This is a genomic window from Tranquillimonas alkanivorans (genome assembly GCF_900115595.1).
Lineage (GTDB): Bacteria > Pseudomonadota > Alphaproteobacteria > Rhodobacterales > Rhodobacteraceae > Tranquillimonas > Tranquillimonas alkanivorans.
Genome location: NZ_FOXA01000023.1, coordinates 20797 through 38910, shown reverse-complemented (window position 1 = coordinate 38910; position 18114 = coordinate 20797). Strand labels below are relative to the sequence as shown.

15 protein-coding genes and 2 pseudogenes are annotated in these 18114 nt (G+C 66.7%); 7 read left to right on the top strand and 10 right to left on the bottom strand.

Annotated elements, in window-relative coordinates:
- From BM162_RS18095 to BM162_RS22945, 4 genes and pseudogenes are all read right to left on the bottom strand, one after another.
- Positions 1-521: pseudogene (locus BM162_RS18095) on the bottom strand (hypothetical protein); the annotation flags it as partial.
- An 814-nt stretch (positions 522-1335) separates the two neighbouring features.
- Positions 1336-1767 (bottom strand): response regulator, encoded by a 432-nt coding sequence (locus BM162_RS18090; protein WP_177215246.1) that lies wholly within the window; start codon positions 1765-1767, stop codon positions 1336-1338.
- Positions 1682-3778 (bottom strand): PAS domain-containing sensor histidine kinase, encoded by a 2097-nt coding sequence (locus BM162_RS18085; protein ID WP_177215245.1) that lies wholly within the window; start codon positions 3776-3778, stop codon positions 1682-1684. Before BM162_RS18085 ends, BM162_RS18090 begins: the two co-directional genes overlap by 86 nt.
- A gap of 16 nt (positions 3779-3794) precedes the next feature.
- Positions 3795-4949: a PAS domain-containing protein gene (locus BM162_RS22945; protein ID WP_177215244.1), complete on the bottom strand. Its 1155-nt coding sequence runs from the start codon at positions 4947-4949 to the stop codon at positions 3795-3797.
- A gap of 494 nt (positions 4950-5443) precedes the next feature.
- Between BM162_RS22945 and BM162_RS18075 the strand changes: the two are divergent.
- The 7 genes and pseudogenes from BM162_RS18075 to BM162_RS18045 all read left to right on the top strand — a co-directional run.
- Positions 5444-5560 (top strand): annotated as a pseudogene (locus BM162_RS18075) (ATP-binding protein); the annotation flags it as partial.
- Positions 5561-6325: 765 nt separating this feature from the next.
- Positions 6326-7939, top strand: a complete 1614-nt coding sequence (locus BM162_RS18070) for a thiamine pyrophosphate-binding protein (protein WP_093424850.1) — start codon at positions 6326-6328, stop codon at positions 7937-7939.
- Between the two features lie 622 nt (positions 7940-8561).
- Positions 8562-9152: a TetR/AcrR family transcriptional regulator gene (locus BM162_RS18065; protein WP_093424856.1), complete on the top strand. Its 591-nt coding sequence runs from the start codon at positions 8562-8564 to the stop codon at positions 9150-9152.
- Complete coding sequence (locus BM162_RS18060) at positions 9149-9931, top strand: enoyl-CoA hydratase/isomerase family protein (protein ID WP_093424849.1); 783 nt, start codon at positions 9149-9151, stop codon at positions 9929-9931. Before BM162_RS18065 ends, BM162_RS18060 begins: the two co-directional genes overlap by 4 nt.
- A complete protein-coding gene (locus tag BM162_RS18055) occupies positions 9924-11402 on the top strand; it encodes an AMP-binding protein (protein WP_093424847.1) in 1479 nt (492 codons plus the stop codon). The genes BM162_RS18060 and BM162_RS18055 overlap by 8 nt, the downstream gene beginning before the upstream one ends.
- Positions 11399-11752: a MaoC/PaaZ C-terminal domain-containing protein gene (locus tag BM162_RS18050; RefSeq protein WP_093424846.1), complete on the top strand. Its 354-nt coding sequence runs from the start codon at positions 11399-11401 to the stop codon at positions 11750-11752. Before BM162_RS18055 ends, BM162_RS18050 begins: the two co-directional genes overlap by 4 nt.
- The gene (locus BM162_RS18045; RefSeq protein WP_093424844.1) at positions 11752-12108 is read left to right on the top strand and encodes a hotdog family protein; all 357 of its coding nucleotides are present in this window, start codon (positions 11752-11754) and stop codon (positions 12106-12108) included. Before BM162_RS18050 ends, BM162_RS18045 begins: the two co-directional genes overlap by 1 nt.
- Before the next feature lie 94 nt (positions 12109-12202).
- Here BM162_RS18045 and BM162_RS18040 read toward each other — a convergent pair whose 3' ends face one another.
- The 6 genes from BM162_RS18040 to BM162_RS18015 all read right to left on the bottom strand — a co-directional run bounded on the left by BM162_RS18040 (position 12203) and on the right by BM162_RS18015 (position 17908).
- The gene (locus BM162_RS18040) at positions 12203-12991 is read right to left on the bottom strand and encodes an alpha/beta fold hydrolase (RefSeq protein ID WP_093424842.1); all 789 of its coding nucleotides are present in this window, start codon (positions 12989-12991) and stop codon (positions 12203-12205) included.
- Positions 12992-14047 carry a branched-chain amino acid ABC transporter permease gene (locus BM162_RS18035; RefSeq protein WP_093424841.1) on the bottom strand — a complete coding sequence of 352 codons (1056 nt, stop codon included), beginning with the start codon at positions 14045-14047 and terminating at the stop codon, positions 12992-12994.
- Position 14048: 1 nt separating this feature from the next.
- Positions 14049-15080: a branched-chain amino acid ABC transporter permease gene (locus BM162_RS18030; RefSeq protein WP_093424839.1), complete on the bottom strand. Its 1032-nt coding sequence runs from the start codon at positions 15078-15080 to the stop codon at positions 14049-14051.
- Between the two features lie 88 nt (positions 15081-15168).
- Positions 15169-15891, bottom strand: coding sequence for an ABC transporter ATP-binding protein (locus BM162_RS18025; protein WP_093424837.1), 723 nt, complete (start codon positions 15889-15891; stop codon positions 15169-15171).
- Positions 15884-16648, bottom strand: a complete 765-nt coding sequence (locus tag BM162_RS18020; RefSeq protein WP_093424835.1) for an ABC transporter ATP-binding protein — start codon at positions 16646-16648, stop codon at positions 15884-15886. The genes BM162_RS18025 and BM162_RS18020 overlap by 8 nt, the downstream gene beginning before the upstream one ends.
- An 87-nt stretch (positions 16649-16735) precedes the next feature.
- Positions 16736-17908, bottom strand: coding sequence for a substrate-binding domain-containing protein (locus BM162_RS18015; RefSeq protein ID WP_093424833.1), 1173 nt, complete (start codon positions 17906-17908; stop codon positions 16736-16738).
- Positions 17909-18114 lie beyond the last annotated feature (206 nt).

Sequence of the window (18114 nt, the reverse complement as noted above, 5' to 3'; positions counted from 1 at the left end):
TGCCATGCCACCGGATCGAGGCCCTCGGGCCTCTCCAGCCCGGCCGGCAGGATAACATCTGCGCCCGCGTCGGCCTCGTCCGCCTCGGCGTTCATTTCCGACGGCGCGGAGGCGGGCTCCACGACCTGGCCCGCCGGAGGCGCGTGCTGCGGCGCCGGCGCAGCGTCGGAGCGCGGCCGCGCAGGCTCCGCCGAAGCCGGACGAGCCACCGGGCCGGGCTCCGTCCCGGAGACCTCGGGGGCGGACGGGGCCGGGGCGGCCGCCGGGGCGCCCGCGGGCTCGGCCGCGGCGGCGACCACGGCGGAGCGCGGTTCCTCGCTGGCGGACAGGACCGGGGCGGCTGCCTGGGCCGTAGCGGCGAGCGCGAAGCCGGCCGGGGCGACCTCGGGGGTCACGCGGTGGACCGGCATGGGGTCCGGCGCGGCGCCCTCGGCGCGCAGGGCGGCGCGGAAGAACCGGCTCGGCCCGTCATAGAGGCCCCGGTCGCGCCGGGCCCGCTCCGCGCTGACATCGATCAGCACCCTCGTCGCCTCGATCGCCAGCCACTGCCAGTCCGGGTCGCTCTCGTTAGGAGGTTGGGAGGATTTTGGCTCCGGCGGCAGGGTCGGAAGCCATCCTGTGAAATCAGGGTCTTAGCGTGCGACTCCGCTGCGGATATCGGCACGTGTGTCATGACGTGGCCCCGGAGGCAAGTCCCGCCCCGTGTCGCGCTTGGCGCGGCCTCCACTGTGCCCTCTCCGGTTTCGGCGCCCGATCGGAGATGCCGGAACCGGGGGCGTCAAGCTGCTTCAGACCGGCGCGGCCGTGCCCGGCGGCGCGTCCCACCGAAGCCCACCTCGAACGGGAGAGCGATCGAGGCGCCACCGGCCTCGACCAGCGTCAGCCGTCAGCTTGCGTGACGACCGAGCCGGCGCGCCTCCATCCCTTGGGTCGCGGATTCAAGTGCCACAGCAACGGAAGGGGCAGGACGCGAAGCTTCTTCAGGACGAAGATTAGGTCATCCTCGCCTTCCGGGATGAGAGGACGTCAGCCCGGGCCAGCCCTGCGCATTTCGTGGTGCAGTATGGCGCGAAGGTCTGCTCCGCGCCTTCTCGACCATTACGCGTCCGCGAGTTCACGCATCCAGCGGAGCGCGACTGGCCAAGATCGGGCGGACTCCGGACCTTCGCTGCGGCGGCGGGGTGCTCTTGGCCAATCTGCTAAAGCAGACATCAGCAAGACCAGGCAGACCAGCGAGTTGCTGCGGCACCGTGTCACCGCTCCGGCCCGATTACCATCCGACGAACCCGCAGACCCTCATGACTTTGCGGCTCGCGCCCGGATGTAGCACCACACTTAATGTGTAGGCGCTGCATGAGCCTTTCGCGTGACCTCCACAGAAAGCCTCGCGAGAAGCCGATCCGGCTCAACCGGCTTTTCGATCCGGGTAACGTTCTCCAATCCACGAGGCGCCGGGACCGTATCGGCATAGCCGGTTGTGAATACGAGCGGGATTTCCCGCGCCTTCAGTGCCCGAGCCACCGGCCATACAAGATCGCCATTGAGGTTGATGTCGAGGACGGCCGCATCGATGTCCTCGGAAACGGCGACGCGAAGTGCCTCCTGCACGGTGGCGATCGGTCCCAGGGTCGAGCATCCGGCGGATCGAAGCGCCTCGGCCGTGTCCTGCCCGACGAGGTGCTCATCCTCGACGACGAGAACACGTGTGCCATGGAGGGTCGCGGGGTCCCCGGGCCGAAATGTGTCTTCGCTGCTGGGCCGGGACAAGCGTCCACGGCCCCGGGCCTGGAGATTGTTCAACGGCAGGTCGAGGCGCGCCCGCAGGCCGGAGCGGTCGAACTCCATTTTCACCTCGCCCTCGAGCTCCGCGCTCAGGATTTGCTCGATAAGGCGCGATCCGAAACCCTTGGCGGCGGTCATCCGCCTCACCCGAGATGTTCCACCCGATCGTGAGGCGCCCGTTCTCGCGCGAGAGCGCCCCGTACTTGCCGGCGTTGGTGACGAGTTCGTGGAAGGCGAGCGTCAGCGTCTGTGCGGCCTTCGGTGTCACCTGCAGATCCGGTCCCGCTACGGTGATGCGGTCGCTCCGCTCGCTGCGGTACGGGGCGACGGTGTTCTCGACGAGATCGGCGACCCCTGCACCTTCCCACCGGCTGCGCGCCAGCAGCGCGTGCGACTGCGCCAGCGCATTGATGCGGCCAACCAGCCTCTCTGCCGTCTCGGGTCCCACGGCCTGCCTGCGCCCGAGGCTCTGGCGTGTGATCGACTGGACGACCGCGAGGGTGTTTTTCACGCGGTGGTCCAGCTCGCCCATCAGCATGTTCTGGCGTTCTTCCGCGCGCCTGCGCGAGGTAACGTCACTGGCTGCCCCGAACCATTCACGTAGCCGACCGTTTTCATCCCTGCGCGGGACGGCGCGCGACCGAACCCAGCCAATGCTGCCGTCAACCTTCCAAACCCGGTGCTCCAGGTCGAAGGGAGTTTCTGTGATGATTGCTTCTCGGATCGCCGCCTCGACCGTCGGCTGGTCCTCCGGTGGAATGTAGCCCTTCATCCAGTCACGACGCGGCTCGTGCGTGTCGGTGATGAAGCCGCGTCCGCCGAGCTCGCGCATCTCCGTCCAGTCGGGGCTCATGCGGTAGATGATGTCCGAGGTCGAACCGACCAGCGCGCGGTAGCGGGCTTCGCTTTCCCTCAGTGCCGCCTCGCCCCGCTTGCGCTCGGTCACGTCGTTGAACAGCACCGCAACGCGCCGGTCCGAAGCGTCACCGATGCGAAAGATGTTCAGGTCGAAGACCCGGTCGAGGACAGGCTCCTCCTCTTCCAGCCGCACGGCTTCGCCCGTGTCCACCACCCTGCCGTACGTTTCCGCCCAGCGAGGATTGGGTGTGCCCAGCAACTCCGTCGCACGTTTGCCGACCGGATACGGCATCGACGTGTGTTTCATGAAGGCCGGGTTGACCTCGATAAAGAGAAAGTCGGCCCAATTCCCTGCGTCGTCACGCAGGACCTCGACCACCGCATCGGCCTCGTCCATGGACTCGAACAACGTCTTGTAACGCTGTTCGCTCTCGAGCAGGGCCGCCTCCGCGCGCTTGCGCTCGGTCACATCGATGATGATCTCCACGGCGGTCCCGTCGTCGAGCATCTTGTCCGAGCAAAGCACCCAGATGCGGGATCCGTCTCTGTGGAAATACTGCTTCTCGAAGGGGCCGGCTTTGCCGCTCGCCCCGAATTCGGCGATGGTCTGCTCGTCCCGCCAGCGCCAGTCGGGCGGCGTCAGATGCTCGTACCGGACTTCGCCCTTCTCGAGTTCGGCGCGGCTGTAACCGATCATCGAGAGGTAGGCCTCGTTCGCATCCAAGGCGCCGCCGATCAGATCGAAGTAGACGACGCCGACCGTCTCGATGTCGAGAACCTTGCGCAGTCGGCTCTCGCTCTGGCGCAGGGCCGCCTCGGCCTCCTTGCGCTCGCTGATGTCCCGCCAGAACACGGCGAGCCCCTCGGGCACCGGAAAGGCTCGCATCTCGAGCCATTTCGTCCCGTCGTGTGGACACTTGTAGCGGTGCTCCAACGAAACAGGCACCTGTTCGTCCAGCGCATATTTGTAGAGCCGACCCAGTTCGCTCTCCTCGGAGCCTGGATAGACCTCCCAATGGGTCCGGCCCTGGATATCCTCCAACGAGCGCCCGTCGAGCGCGAGCGCGGCCTCGTTCTGCGTGATGATCCGCAGATCGTGATCCATGAGGCCGAAGGCCTCGCCCATGCCGTCGAGCACGTTGCGGAGCCGCCGCTCACGCTCGCGAAGCTCCTCTTCCGCGGCCCTCCGCTCGGTGACGTCGAGAACGATGCCACGGATCAGCACGGGACGCCGCTCCCCTTCGACCTCGGCGAACTCGGTCTGGCCCTTCATCTGCACCCACCGGGTCTCGCCGTCCGGCCGGTCGGACAATCCGGTGCTCGTGAAAGATTTTCCCGTCGCCCCTCGGATCGGTCACGCGAGCGAACATGGCCGCAACGTCCGCTCGATCCTCGGGATGCACGAAGTCCGGAACGACGCCACCAATCGGTGTCGGCGCGTCCGGCGGGTATCCGAGGATATCCCGCATCTCCGGAGACCAGTAGAGTGCGCCCGTGCGCCGGTCGTCCTCGAACACGCCGACATGCGCCGCCGCCGCTACCTCCTGCAGTCGGGCTGCGCTCTGCCGGAGGTCAGTGACATCGCGGATGGCGAGCAGGATGAGATCGGTATGATCCAGGCGCCGGCCGTTCAGGAGCATGACCCGCTCGCCAACGTCCTCGAACGTATGAGTGACTTCGAAATCGTTGAAGCTCCGCTGCCGGGGCAGCACATCCTCGAGGAGCTGGCGCAACTCGGGAATATTCCACTGGCCGTTGCCAAGTTCGTAGACGAGACGGCCGACGGTCTGCTCGGGTTCGACAGCGAAGCTCTCGTAGAACGCGCCGCTGGCGGACTGGACGCGCAGATCCGGATCGAGGATCAACAATCCCTCGCGCACGCTGTCGATCAGCTTTTCCGCGAGTTCCATTCGCTTGACCAACTCGGCTCGAAGCGCCTCGCGTTCCGTGTCGTCCGAGATGGAAAGCAGGATCAGGTCCGGGTTGTCCGGTCGTGCAATGCGCCGGCCACTGACGCGCATGATGCGCCGGCCGATCCGCTCGAAGTCATGCTCGACCCGGTAGTCCGACACCGTGCTCTGCTCCGGGAGGATCTCCTCGAGCAGCCGGCGCAATTCCGGGATATTCCACTGGCCGTTGCCGAGGTCGTATACCAGGCGGCCCAGGGTCTCCTGGCGGCTCACCTGGAACTGGTGCAGGAAGGCCTCATTCGCGTTTTCCACACGAAGGTCGCCATCGAGCGCCAGAAGCGGCAAGCGGACGGTTTCAAGAATGTCGCTCGCCAGCGCCATGTCTTGCTCGGTGTTCATATACAAGCTCCGTCGCTGCTCTCGATCGTTGTCTTCAGGCCAGCTAATCTCAACCGTATCGTGGCTCGTTATCGAGCTAAACCCGTGCGACCATGGGCAGGTTTGATCGGAATTCGATTGGCGTAGGAACCGGCCATCGGCGCACTCCGGAATTCGGCGACGGCGAGCCCGGCTTCGCAAACCGCCTCTGGCAGGTGCAGCACATGATCGTGCGCTTGCAGCGAGCGGCATGAATGTCCGCGCTGCCGTCTTCCGCGTGACCTCTCATGCTGCGTGGCGAATGAACGGCGGTTTCGCAGACGCTGCGGCGCAGCACCAGATCGGAAGGCGAAGGTCCGGAGAGGACCGTCCTTGAATGACGGCCCCTGCCGTCAGATTTCGACGGCCTCCGAGGTCGCCAGCGCGTCCTCAAGCTCGACGCCCAGGTATCGGACGGTGCTGCGAGAACGGCGGTGAGAAAGTCGTCCACGGCGGCGGGCTCGGCCCGCTGCGGGCGGCTGACCGGGGCGCTGCTGGACCGCCTCACGCACCACGTCGACATCCTGGAGATGAATGGCGAGTGCTACCGCCTCGCGCACAGCAGCGGCCGAAACACCTCCGCCACCTCCTGACCGACGGCAACAGGAATGGACCTCGATGGGCTCATGTGCCATGGCATGCGCCAGCTATATGGAGAGCGCGCAGGCTATGACGCTCACCCGTCCTACCGGCACCGTCACATGGCCGACTATTGCGCCGCCCCGTGGTCGGCTTTAACGCCGCCATTGACACCAACGGTCTGCCCCGTGTTCCCAAGCGAACTTGAGCGGAACGAGGTGGTCGATACCGAACCCGCTCGTGCTGGTGATTATCTTACCAATGCAGAGTCGTTCCAGCGCCCTTGAAGAACGCGGCGACCGTCCGCCGTCTGTGTCGTGCGCCCGGTCGAAAGCTCGGCGACAAGCTCATGCCTAGTGTTGAGGCAATCATCGTCATCGTCGGTGCAACCGTTGAACGCGTCACGCTCATATGTACCTCTTGCAGAGGCAGCGACGTCGAGGTCGCCGGCGGTCGCAGTGCCGCATGTTCCCTGTCCATTTCGGGTGTCGGCCACCATTCAGGAGACAGGCGGCGAAGGTGGGATAGGGTTCGAAGTTGGAGGTCGCAGAATAGTAGACGTCGCCAAGACAGTGGCAGATCCCCGAGGTCGACTACAGGGCGGCCGGTAGGTGGCCCGAGAAGACTTCCATGTGAGCATGCGTGATCCACGCGCCCCTCGCCACACTGTGCGCAAAATGCCGCAAAAATTGCTCCAAACGCCACAACTTTGCGCATATCACGCACCACCTGTGCATTAGAATGTGGAACACCGCAGCACGGAAACGAAGAGCAGCCGCATGTACGTCTACCAATCCATCGCCCGATCCCTTGCCGATCACGGTCTCGACACGATGTTCGGGCTGATGGGGGACGCCAATCTCTTCATTGTGGATGACTTCGTGCGCGCTGGTGGCGGAACCTTCGTCCCCGTGGCTTTCGAGGGCAGTGCGGTTCTCATGGCGCTGGCCCACGGCCGCGTCGCAGGCAAGGTCGGCATCGCCACGGTCACCCATGGCCCGGCACTGACCAACTGCGTCACCGCACTGACCGAGGCCGCGCGTGCGCACGTTCCGATGGTCCTTCTGGCCGGCGATACCGCCGTGTCGAACCCGCACAACCTGCAGAACATCGATCAGCGCGAAACAGTCAAGATCACGGGGGCCGGATTCGAACAGATGCGCGCGCCCGAGACCGCCTCCTACGATGTTGCCCATGCCATTTACCGAGCGCAGGTGGAAAAGCGCCCCGTCGTTCTTAACATGCCGGCCGACTTCATGTGGCAGGAGGTCGAGCACACACGGCACGTCTTTCCCGCGTTTACCGCGCGCTCCTACGTGCCCGAAGGCAGTGACCTTGATGAAGCCATCGGCATGATCGCCAGCGCGAAACGCCCGATCATCCTGGCAGGTATCGGTGCCAAGGACGCTGTCGCGCAGATCAAGGCCTTGGCTGACCGTTTGGAGGCCCCCCTGGCCACGACGCTGAAGGCCAAGGGGATGTTCAACGATCATCCCAATAACATCGACATCTTCGGCACCCTGTCGACACCCGCTGCCTACGATGCAATCGGCAAAGCGGATTGCATCGTCGCGTTCGGGACATCCTTGCACCATTTCACCACCGACAAGGGCGCGTTGATGAAGGGCAAGCGCGTCATACAGGTCAACGACACCGTCACGGAGGTCGCCAAGAACTATCACCCCGATGCGGCGCTTGTGGCCGATGCGGGCCTGACCGTTGACAATATCGTTTGGTGGCTGAACGAGGCCGAGATCCCCGGCAGCGGCTTTGCCGCCGAACTCGACATCGACGCGCTGACGGCACATCCGAAGGGCGAACCGGACAAGGCCGCACCCGGTTTCGTGAACTTCGAATACGCGCTGGACCGGCTGGAAGAGGCATTGCCGAAAGACCGGTTTCTCACCACCGATGGCGGGCGCTTCATGACCGAGGTCTGGTGCCGCGTCTCCTGCCCCAACGCGGAAAGCTTTATCGCCACCGCGAATTTCGGCTCCATCGGCCTGGGGCTGCAGGTTGCGATCGGGGCGGGCTATGCGGTGCCAAACCGACCGGTCGTGCTGTTCACCGGCGACGGCGGCTTCATGATGGGGGGCATCAACGAGTTCAACACCACCGTCCGGATGAAGCAGGATCTGATCGTGATCGTGGCGAACGACTCTGCCTATGGGGCCGAGCACATCCAGTTCCTCGACCGCAAGATGGACCCGGGCTTGTCGACCTTCGACTGGCCCTCGTTCGCTCAGGTCGGAACTGCATTGGGTGGACAGGGCGTGCTGGTCCAGACCAACGAGGATTTGGACCGGGCGATCGAGGCCATCGAAACCCGAAACAAGCCACTCTTGATCGAGCTGCGACTGGACCCGAATGACGTGCCGCGCATGCGGATGTGATTGAGCGGAACTCAACACCAACGATGGTCGATGCTCCAGCCCGAAGGCGGCTTGCAAACACGCTGCCTGTTCAGCCCGCGCCCGCAACGAATCTCCGCTGTCCAACCTTCGGTCGGTCGGCCGTAGCGGGCGCGGCGAATATTGAGCACGCGCGAATAAAGGCCCGCAGTCCGGACGTCCAAGCCAGGCTCCCGGAGGCCGCCAAAACGAGGGCTCTGAACTCCTTCCCGTCCGGCGGGAGCGCCTCCACCGACTAAGCCACATAATCGTGCGCGGTTAACGGGAGTGACGCGACCGATCCCGCCGTGCGCGAGGTGCTGTGCAGACGAACTCTTGCCCGTGCCCTCTGCCCGTAGAAGAGCACACATACCATGTTTCTTAGTTGCCTTCCGACGCGCCACAGGTGGCGCAACGCTCCAGCTCATGGACTTCGGTCGGAATGACGGTTCGTGCAGAAACTCGGACGCCGAGTGGCCTAAGCCAGTTGCCGTGCACCTCCTGCGGCGTCATCGGTCGGGGGAGTTGTCGGGAAGCATGGTGTGCGGATTTAGGACGGCCACCACGTGGTTGGCGGTCGGCGTCACACTTGACTATGAAACATGATTCATGGTTCATGTTTTGCATGCCCAAGGGAGACCTTCCAAAAACCAGACGCGGACGTGCCCGGCGCGAGCAGATCCTGCGTGCGGCCGAGGAGGTTTTCGGCGAGGCCGGGTTCGCCGCGGCGTCAATTTCCGAGATCACGCGGCGCGCCGAGACCGCGCAGGGCACGCTCTATATCTACTTCAAATCGAAGGAAGAAATCTTCCGCGAGCTGGTGGTCGAGATGGGCCACCTGACCCGCACGGTCGTCACCCGCGCGCTTGACCCCGGGGCCACACGGCTTGAAGCCGAACGCGCCGGCCTCGCCGCCTTCCTGCACTTCGTCGCCGAACGCCCCGCCCTCTATCGCATCGTGGAAGAGGCCCGCTTCGTCGACCCCGCCGCCTACCGCGACTATTTCACGACCTTCGCCAAGGCCTACGAGGCGCGACTGAAGAAGGCCCAGGCGGATGGCGAGGTGCGCCCGGGCGATGCCGAAGTGCGGGCTTGGGCGCTGATGGGCATGGCGAAAGCGCTGGGGGAACGCTATGCGCTCTGGGGCGATCCCGCCGAGATCGATGGCGTGGTAGACGAGGCCTTCGCGCTGGTCCGCGAGGGGCTCGCGCCATGAGCCTCGTCGCGCTGGAGCGGCCGTCGGAGGCGATCCTGCGTCTCGAACTGCGCGCACCGCGGTCGAACGCCCTTGAGCCCGGCCTGCTGTCCGACCTGCGCGCGGCCGTGCGCGATGCCGAGGTCGTTGCACCGACGATCCTGCTGCTCACCGCCCAAGGCCGCAACTTCTCGACCGGCGGCGATGTAGCTGCTTTCCGGGACGCCGCCCACGCGGGGCGTGCGACGGAGCACGCCGACGCGGTGGTGCCGGTGCTGCAGGACATCGTGCTTCGCCTCGTCTCGCTGCCCTCGCTCGTGGTGACCGCCTCCCGAGGAGCCATCACGGGCGGATCGGCCGGTCTGCTCTTCGCCTCGGACCTCGCCGTGGTGGCGCCGGATTGCTTCATGCAGCCGTATTATGCCCGCGTCGGCTTCGCCCCCGACGGCGGTTGGACAGCGCTGCTGCCCGATCGCGTGGGCGCGGCGCGCGCACTGGCGTGGCAGGTCGCCAATTCGCGGCTGACGGCGCAGGACCTGCACGCGCACGGGCTGGCGCACGAGATCGCGGAAGAACCGGAGAACCATGCCCTCGCCCTCTGCGCCCGCTTGGCGGCGCACGACGCCGCTGCCATGATTGCCGCCAAGCAGCTGATCTGGGACGCGGCGCGGCGGGCGGCACTGAAGGCAAGGCTCGACGCCGAGGCCCGGGCGTTTCGCGAGCGGATTGCGCGGCCAGAGACGCTGGCGGGCATGGAGCGGTTTCTTGGCGGATTGGCGAAGGGAGGCGCCCATGCTTGACTTGATCCCCGACATGGCAATGAAGCGCGCCGAAATCTCGCCCGACGCCGCGGCGTTCATCGAGGGTGGAAAACGCTGGAGCTTCGCCGAGGTCAACGCCGCCGCCAACAGGATCGCAGGGGGCCTGACCGACAGCGGGCTGGGGGAGGGCGACCGCCTCGCCGTCCTTTCGCTCAATCGAGTCGAGTTCTTCCTGACGCTCTTCGCCTGTCAGAAGACCGGCATCATTCTTGCGCCGCTGAACTGGCGCCACCCCGCGGCGGAGCTGATCGAGACCCTCTCGACCGTCGGCGCGCGCGCCCTGATCCACGATGAGGCGCACACCGAAGCGGGCCGAGCGGTGGCCAAGGCGCTGGACCTGACGCTTCTTTCGATGGACGGCCCGGTGACAGAGTGGGCAAGCACCCCCGCCCCGGACCGCGCTGATCCCGTCTCGGCGACCCGGCCTTGGTACCTGCTCTTCACCTCGGGCACGACCGGACGGCCGAAGGCCGTGATCCAGACAGCGCGGATGGCGTGGGCCAATGCGGTCAACATCGGACAGGCGATCGATCTCGTCTCGACCGACCGCAGCGTGAACTTCCTGCCGCTGTTCCACACAGCGGGAATCAACCTTTACACCCTGCCCGTCTTCCTGGCCGGCGGTTGCTCCACCATCCTGCCCAAGTTCGACGCCGACACGCTGTTGTCGCTGATCCGCGGCGGCGGCGTGACGCAGTTCTTCGGCGTCCCCGCGATCTATCAGGCGTTCAGCCTGCACGACGACGTGGACCGGGTGGACTGGAGCACCCTGCGCTGCGGCTGCGGCGGCGCGCCGTTGCCCGAGCCTCTGATCCGCTTCTTCGCCGAGCGCGGCGCGCAAGTGCTCAACGGCATGGGCATGACCGAGACGGGCCCAACCGTCTTTCTGATGGACCGCGCCCGGGCGGCCGACAAGATCGGCTCGGTCGGCCGTGCACAAGTGCTGACCGAGGTGCGGCTGGACGGCGTGCCGCAGGGCGAGCCCGGTGAGGGAGAACTGCAGTTCCGCGGCCCCAACATCACGCCGGGTTATTTCGGAAACGAGGCGGCGACGCGGGAGACGTTCACCCACGACGACTGGCTGAAATCCGGCGACGTGGGCCGCCGGGACGCGGACGGGTACTACTTCATCGTCGATCGGATCAAGGATATGTTCATTTCGGGCGGAGAGAACGTCTATCCGGCCGAGGTCGAGCGCGTGCTGTGCACGCATCCCGCCGTGCTCGAAGCGGCCGTGGTCGGCATTCCAGACTCCCGCTGGGGCGAGGTCGGCGCGGCCTTCCTGTTGCCCCGACCCCGGCAGGCGCTCGACACCGGCACGCTGCAGGGCTGGTGTCGCGAGCGGCTGGCCAAATACAAGATCCCGGCGCGGTTCGAAATCGTCGAGGATTTCCCCCGCACCGCCGCCGGCAAGATCCGCAAGCCCGATCTGAGGGAGCGTCTGAGATGAGCCAGATCACCGCCGAATGGACCCCGACGCAAGAAGAGTTCGACGCCTTCGCGCGCATTTCGGGCGACGACAACCCGATCCATGTGGACTTCGGGTTCTCCTCCCGCACGCGCTTCGGCCGAACGGTGGCGCACGGCATGCTGATCTACTCCAAGCTCTGGACGCTGTTGCGCGACGCGCGGCCCCACGCCCGGCACGTCTCTCAATCCCTGATGTTCCCCAATCCGTGCTTCGCCGGGGAGTCCGTGATGCTCGAGGTCGAGCTTCACGCCGAGAACCGGTTCTACCTACGCGCCGTGCGCCGGGCCGACGAGGCCGAATTGCTGATCGGCGAGACTGAGGTCGCGTGATGGAACTCGGCGACAAGCGCCACGTCTCGCGCACCTTCGGCGCGGCGGAGGTCGAGGATTTCGCCCGCCTCACCGGCTCGCCGGTAGACGGCGCGGTGCCCGAGCCGCTGGTGGCCGCCATGTTCTCCTATCTTCTGGGTGTGAAGCTCCCGGGGCCGGGGACGAACTACCTGAAGCAGGAGATGCGGTTCCTCGCCCCTGCCCCGGTCGGTCAGCCGCTGATGGCGAGCGTCGAGGTGACGCGCGTGCGCCCCGAGAAGCACCTGGTGGATCTCTGGGCCTCCTGCGCGACCGAGGACGGCACAGTGGTGTGCGAAGGCAGGTCCCTGGTGCTGGTCAAGGACGTCGGCGCGTAGGTGCGTGTTCGTACGCACCGCCCGGAGCCGGCTCTAGCGTCAGCCTCAGGCAAGGTCGCAGAGCCCGCACCGTCCGACGTGGAGGACGCACCGGTCAGGGTGCGTGCTCGCACGCACCCTGACCGGCGAACTTCGCGATCGCTTCGGCGAAGGCGTCAGGCTCCTCCAGGTGCGGGGAATGTCCCGACATCTCGAACGCTAGGCGCCGCCCCTGCGGGGAGGCTCCCGCGATCCATTCCGCGGCCGAGGCCGGATAGACCCGGCTCCGCGCCCCGTGGCAGGCAAGCACCGGGACCGGGACCCGGGGAACCACGTCACGCAGGTCCGCCGCCACCAGCGCGCGCCAGATCCGCCGCATTGTCTCGGGCTCGTTCGACGTAACCTGCCGCATCGCCCGGTCGCGCCCATAGCCCGGAACCCCGTCCCGCGTGGCGAACATCGTCGAGGCGATAGCCTGCGCCCCGCCCTCCCAGTCCGCGTCGAACCTCGCGGCCATTGCGCGCGCCCCGGCCCTTTCCTGCCCGAGCAGCCCGTGCGGCCAGCCCGGCCCATTGAGCAGCCGCGGGCTCATGTCCACCGTCACGAGCCCGGCGAGCGCCTCCGCTCCGTGCCGCCGCACGTAGCTCCAAGCCACCGACGCTCCCATCGACCAGCCGATCAGCACGACCTCCGACAACTCGCGCAGCAGCGCGTCCACCGCGTCCGCCGCGGCCTCCAGCGTCGGCGCGCCGTCGCGGGCCGTGCCGTGCCCCGGCAGATCGGGCGCGAGGCAGTGAAACCGGTCCGACAGACGGCCGAACTGGCCCTCGAAGATGCTGGCGTCCATCGTCCAGCCGTGCAGGAAGACGAGCGGTCGCCCCGAGCCTGCCTCGCGCACCGCCACTCAGCGCCCCGCCCGAAGACGTCCGACGATGCCGGTGGGAAAGAAGTAGACGCTGAGGATGAACAGCACGCCCAGCCACAACAGCCATCGGTCGGGGTCCAGAAGGTCCGAGACGACCGGCACCCCCTCGGTCGCGCCCGAGGCCAGCCCCATCAGGTTCTGCAGATAGTTCTGCGCCAGCACGAACAGCGTCGCGCCCACGACCGCGCCGTACATCGTGCCCATTCCTCCGATCACCACCATCAGCAGGATGTCGAGCATGATCTCGAAGCTCAGCGTCGTGTCCGGCCCGACATAGCGCAGCCAGACGGCGAAGAGGCTTCCCGCCAGCGCCGCCACGGCGGCCGAGATGCAGGTCGCGGCGACGCGGTAGCGCACGACGCGATAGCCGATCGCCTCGGCCCGGAAGTCGTTTTCGCGGATCGCCTGGAGCACCCGGCCGAAGGGCGAGTTCACGATGCGCAGCATCAGAAGGAACAAGCCCAGCGAACAGAAGAAGACGAGGTAGTAGTTCAGCAGCTTACCGTTCAGGTTCACGTCGAACAGCTTCCCGCCCCACCGGAACGCCGGCGTCAGTTCGCGCGGGATGCGATAGTTCAGCCCGTCCTCGCCCCCGGTGATCTGCGACAGCTGGCTGACCAGCACCGCCACGGCCGAGGCGACGGCGAGCGTGATCATTGCGAAGAAGATCGCCCGCACCCGCAGCGAGAACAGCCCGATCACCATCGCCAGCAGCGCCGCCGCGACCGCCCCCGCGACGGTGCCCACCGCGAGCGCGCCGAAGCCGCGCCCGATGTGCTCGGACGCCAACGCCACGCCATAGGCGCCCAGGCCGAAGAACATGGTGTGCGCGAAGCTGACGATCCCGGTGTAGCCCAAGAGCAGATCATAGCTCGCCACCAGCACGATAAAGATGCAGATCCGCGCCGCCGTCTCGAGCGAGCGCACGCCGGGGAACAGGAACGGCGCGAGCGCGAGGCCCGCGAGGATCGCCAGAAGGATCAGGGTCAGCAGCGGGCTGCGCGGCCGGTCGCCGGAAAGCAGGGTCACGATCATCCTATTTCGCCTTCACCACGGGCATCATCCCCTGAGGCCGCCACAGCAGGATCAGCGTCAGAAGCCCGATGTTGGACACGAGCGCCAGCTTGGGGGCCAGGAAGGCCACGTAGTTCTGCAACAGCCCCACCAGCAGCGCGCCGATGAACGCCCCCTCGACCGAACCGAGCCCGCCGATGATGACGACGATGAAGACGAGGATCATCATCTCCTCGCCCATCCCCGCCGTCACGACCTCCTGATAGAGGCCCCACATCACGCCGCCCAGACCCGCGAGAGCGGAGCCGGCCACGAAGACGCCGACGAACACCAGACGCAGGCGGTAGCCGAGAGCCTCGACCATCTCGCCGTTCTGCACGCCCGCGCGCACGATCAGGCCGATCTTCGTGCGCCGCAGCACCAGCCGCATCGCCAGGAACAGCGCCAGCCCGAAGACGACGGCGAGGATGCGATACCGCTCGAGCGCCGCGCCCGCGAAGGTGATCGCGCCCTTCAGGCTTTCAGGGCGCGTCAGGAAGATCTCGTCCGGCCCCCAGATCACGTGGATCAGCTGCTCGATCACGATCAGCCCGCCGACGGTGACGAGGATCTGCTTGAGATGCGCGCCATAGACCGGTCGCACGATCACCCGCTCAAAGGCCCAGCCCAGAACGGCCGTCACCGCCATCGCGGCGATCACGGCCAGCGCGATGGCGCCCAGGTTCAGCGCCAGCGACGGCGCGCCGGCCCAGCCCGACAGCGCCAGGACGACCGAGATGCCGACGAAGGCCCCGACCGAGATGAACGCGCCGTGCCCGAAGTTGATCACGTCCATCAACCCGAAGACGAGCGTGAGGCCCGAGGCCATGATGAAGATCATCATACCCATCGCCAGCCCCGACACCGTCAGCGTCAGCCACGAGCTCGTCGAGCCGATGGAGAGATACCCCAGCACCACCAGCACAGGGACGAGCAGCAGCGGCGCCGCCTGCCCCAGTCGGTCCTTCAGCCCCGGCCCCGACAGCGTCGGCGCATGATCCGGCGCAGCCGTCATCGCGCCCCTCCCTCGCATGTTGGCGTTCCGTTGCTTCCTCTTGCCGAAAATACTCTCGCCGAAGGCGTGTCCTGCCAGCCGCCACGCATCACGCCGTCTCCATGCTGAGGCCCATCAGCCGCTCCTGCAGGGCCGCGTCGCCCGCGAGCTCGGCCATCTCCCCGGTCCAGACGATCCGCCCGTCGTCCATCACCGCCGCCCGGTCCCCGAGCGCGCGCGCGACCGAGAAGTTCTGCTCGACCAGAAGGATCGAGGCGCCGCGCCGCTTCAGGTCGCGCAGCGCACCGGCCATGGTCGAGACGATCGCCGGCGCCAGACCCTTCGTCGGCTCGTCGATCAGGTAGAGCTTGCGCTCCTCGGCCATGGCGCGGGCGATCGACAGCATCTGCTTCTGCCCGCCCGAGAGGTTCCCCGCCTCGGAACGCCAGAAGGTGCGCAGCGCCGGGAAGGCGCCGAAGATCCACTCAAGCCGCTCACGCTCGAGCGGGCCGGAGGCGGCGGCGAGCGTCATGTTCTCTTCCACCGTCAGGTCCGAAAAGATGCCCATGTTCTCGGGCACATAGCCTACGCCCCGCCGCGCGATTGCCGGCGTTGGGGCCTGCGCGATATCGTCGCCGTCAAGCCGGATCGTCCCCGCGCGCGCGCGCCAGTGGCCCATGATCGTGCGCAGGGTCGTGGTCTTGCCCACGCCATTGCGGCCCAGCAGCATCGTCACCTGCCCCCGCGGCACGTCGAGGTCGACGCCCTGCAGGATGTGATACTGCGCGATGTCCGTCTTCACGCCTCTGAGCGACAGGATCGCGTCAGACATCTTCCAGCTCCTTGCCCATGTAGGCCTCCTGCACCACGTCCGAGGCCATGACCTCGGCCGGTTTGCCGTCGGCGGCGAGTTTGCCGTTGTGCAGCACGATGATGCGGTCGGCGAGCGTGCGGATCACGTCCATCTTGTGCTCGACCAGAAGGATCGTGCGGTCGGACTCGGCCTTCAGCTCGGCGATCAGGTCCAGCACCACCGGCGCCTCGTCCACCGACATGCCCGCCGTCGGCTCGTCGAACATGTAGACGCGCGGATCGAGCGCGATCAGCAGCGCCACCTCGAGCTTGCGCTGGTTGCCGTGGCTGAGCTCCGAGACCTTCTGCGAGATCAGCGGCGTGAGGCGCACCCGGTCGATCACCGCCTCGGCGGCCTCGGTCACCTCGCGCTGCGCGTCGGCGAGCGAGAAGATCGAGAAGCCGCGCCCCCGATGCGCCTGGATCACGAGACGCACGTTCTCGAGCACGGTGAGGTCGGGGAACAGGTTGGTCAGCTGGAACGCCCGGCCAAGGCCCAGCCGGCAGCGCGCGGCCACGGGTGTGCGGGTGATGTCGCGGCCGTCCAGCAGCACGCGGCCCGCGCTCGCCGGGATCTGGCCCGAGATCAGGTTGAAATACGTGGTCTTGCCGGCGCCGTTCGGGCCGACGATGGCGGTCAGCTCTCCGGCGCGGAAGGCGCAGGTGACGGCGTCGACGGCGACGTGGCCGCCGAAGCGCACGGAAAGGTCCTGCGTCTCCAGAAGCGGGACGGTCATCGCGGGGTCCTTCGAAGAAATGCGCCGGGGCTCATCGCACGCCCGGGCCGCGCCCGGGGCCGACGGCGGCCCCGGGGGTCCGGTGGATCACTGGTTGCGGACGGGGATGTCCATGTCGTCGATGCCCAGTTCGCGGACCAGCACCGGCACACCATAGTCCTTGTCGTCCTGCACCTCGGTGCGGAAGTGGTACATCGATTGCAGCGCCTGGTGGTCCTCCGGGCGGAAGCGCATGGTGCCCTTGGGCGTCATCCACTCCATCCCTTCCATCGCGGTGATCAGGTCCTCGGTATCGGTGGACCCGGCCTTTTCCAGCGCCTCAACCACGGCGATTCCCGCGGCCATGCCGCCCGCGGTGAAGAAGTCCGGCGGGCTGTCGTAGCGCTCGAAGTGCTGCTCGACCAGCCAGTCGTTCACCTCGTTGTCCGGGATCTCGTAGTAGTAATAGGTCGCGCCCTCCATGCCCGGCAGTTCCTTGTAGGCGGTCAGCGCCGCCAGGATGTTGCCGCCCGTGGCGATCTCGACGTCGTGGCGCGAGGGGTCCATCGCGTTGATCTTGCCCATCGGGTTGCCGCCGCCGGCCCAGATGATGAAGAGCTTCTTCTCGCCCTCGACGCCGTCCATCGCGTTGAAGATGCGCTCGGCCGCCGCGGTGAAGTCGGTGGTGTCGGTGGGCACGTATTCCTCGTGCACGACCTCGGCGCCGGTTTCCTCGAGCGCCTCCTTGAACGCGGACACGCCGTCGCGGCCGAAGGCGTAATCCTGCGCCAACGTCGCGACCTTCACGTCCTCGCCCCCCAGCGCCACGGCATTGGCGATGGCGTCCTGGCTGGAATTCCGGCCCGTGCGGAAGACATAGCGGTTCCAGTTCTCGCCGGTGATCGAGTCCGCGACCGCCGGCTCGACGATCAGGATGCGCTCGTATTCCTCGGCCACCGGCAGCATTGCCAGCGCCACGCCCGAACTCACGGGGCCCACGGCCAACGCGGCGTCGTCGTCGCCGTAGGCCTCGGCCAGGAGCGCCTTGCCGAGCGCCGGGTCGGCCTGGGTGTCCTTCTCGATCACGACGATCTTCTCGCCGTTGACTTCCATCGTGCCGTCGGTCGCGTATTCCAGGCCCATCATCAAACCGTTGTGCGACTGCTCGGCATAGGCCTCGAGCGCGCCGGTTTTGCCATAGACATGGGCGATGGTGATGTCGGCGGCCGCGGGCGCGGCGAACGCCATGAGCGCCGCGGCGGCGGTGGACAGACGATGCATGAGAACTCCTCCCGAATCTTATGCTGTTTTGTGAAATATGATTCAGTGTTCATGTTTTTGCAAGCTGCGGCTGTGAGCGCGGGCGCCGAATTGGGCCGGAGCGTCTCGGTAGACCGAAATCGATCTCTGCCCGGTACATCCCATTGGTGCGCCGGTAGTAGCCGCGGGCTTTGGTGAGATCCGCGATCAGCTCGCTGCGCGCCTCG

Excerpts from the sequence above, each read along its gene's own strand:
- BM162_RS18020 (WP_093424835.1), bottom strand. The coding sequence starts at position 16,648 with ATGACCGTCCCGCTTCTGGAGACGCAGGACCTTTCCGTGCGCTTCGGC.
- BM162_RS18025 (WP_093424837.1), bottom strand. The coding sequence starts at position 15,891 with ATGTCTGACGCGATCCTGTCGCTCAGAGGCGTGAAGACGGACATCGCG.
- BM162_RS18055 (WP_093424847.1), top strand. The coding sequence starts at position 9,924 with ATGCTTGACTTGATCCCCGACATGGCAATGAAGCGCGCCGAAATCTCG.
- BM162_RS22945 (WP_177215244.1), bottom strand. The coding sequence starts at position 4,949 with ATGAACACCGAGCAAGACATGGCGCTGGCGAGCGACATTCTTGAAACC.
- BM162_RS18070 (WP_093424850.1), top strand. The coding sequence starts at position 6,326 with ATGTACGTCTACCAATCCATCGCCCGATCCCTTGCCGATCACGGTCTC.
- BM162_RS18045 (WP_093424844.1), top strand. The coding sequence starts at position 11,752 with ATGGAACTCGGCGACAAGCGCCACGTCTCGCGCACCTTCGGCGCGGCG.
- BM162_RS18015 (WP_093424833.1), bottom strand. The coding sequence starts at position 17,908 with ATGCATCGTCTGTCCACCGCCGCCGCGGCGCTCATGGCGTTCGCCGCG.
- BM162_RS18050 (WP_093424846.1), top strand. The coding sequence starts at position 11,399 with ATGAGCCAGATCACCGCCGAATGGACCCCGACGCAAGAAGAGTTCGAC.
- BM162_RS18035 (WP_093424841.1), bottom strand. The coding sequence starts at position 14,047 with ATGATCGTGACCCTGCTTTCCGGCGACCGGCCGCGCAGCCCGCTGCTG.
- BM162_RS18030 (WP_093424839.1), bottom strand. The coding sequence starts at position 15,080 with ATGACGGCTGCGCCGGATCATGCGCCGACGCTGTCGGGGCCGGGGCTG.
- BM162_RS18060 (WP_093424849.1), top strand. The coding sequence starts at position 9,149 with ATGAGCCTCGTCGCGCTGGAGCGGCCGTCGGAGGCGATCCTGCGTCTC.
- BM162_RS18065 (WP_093424856.1), top strand. The coding sequence starts at position 8,562 with ATGCCCAAGGGAGACCTTCCAAAAACCAGACGCGGACGTGCCCGGCGC.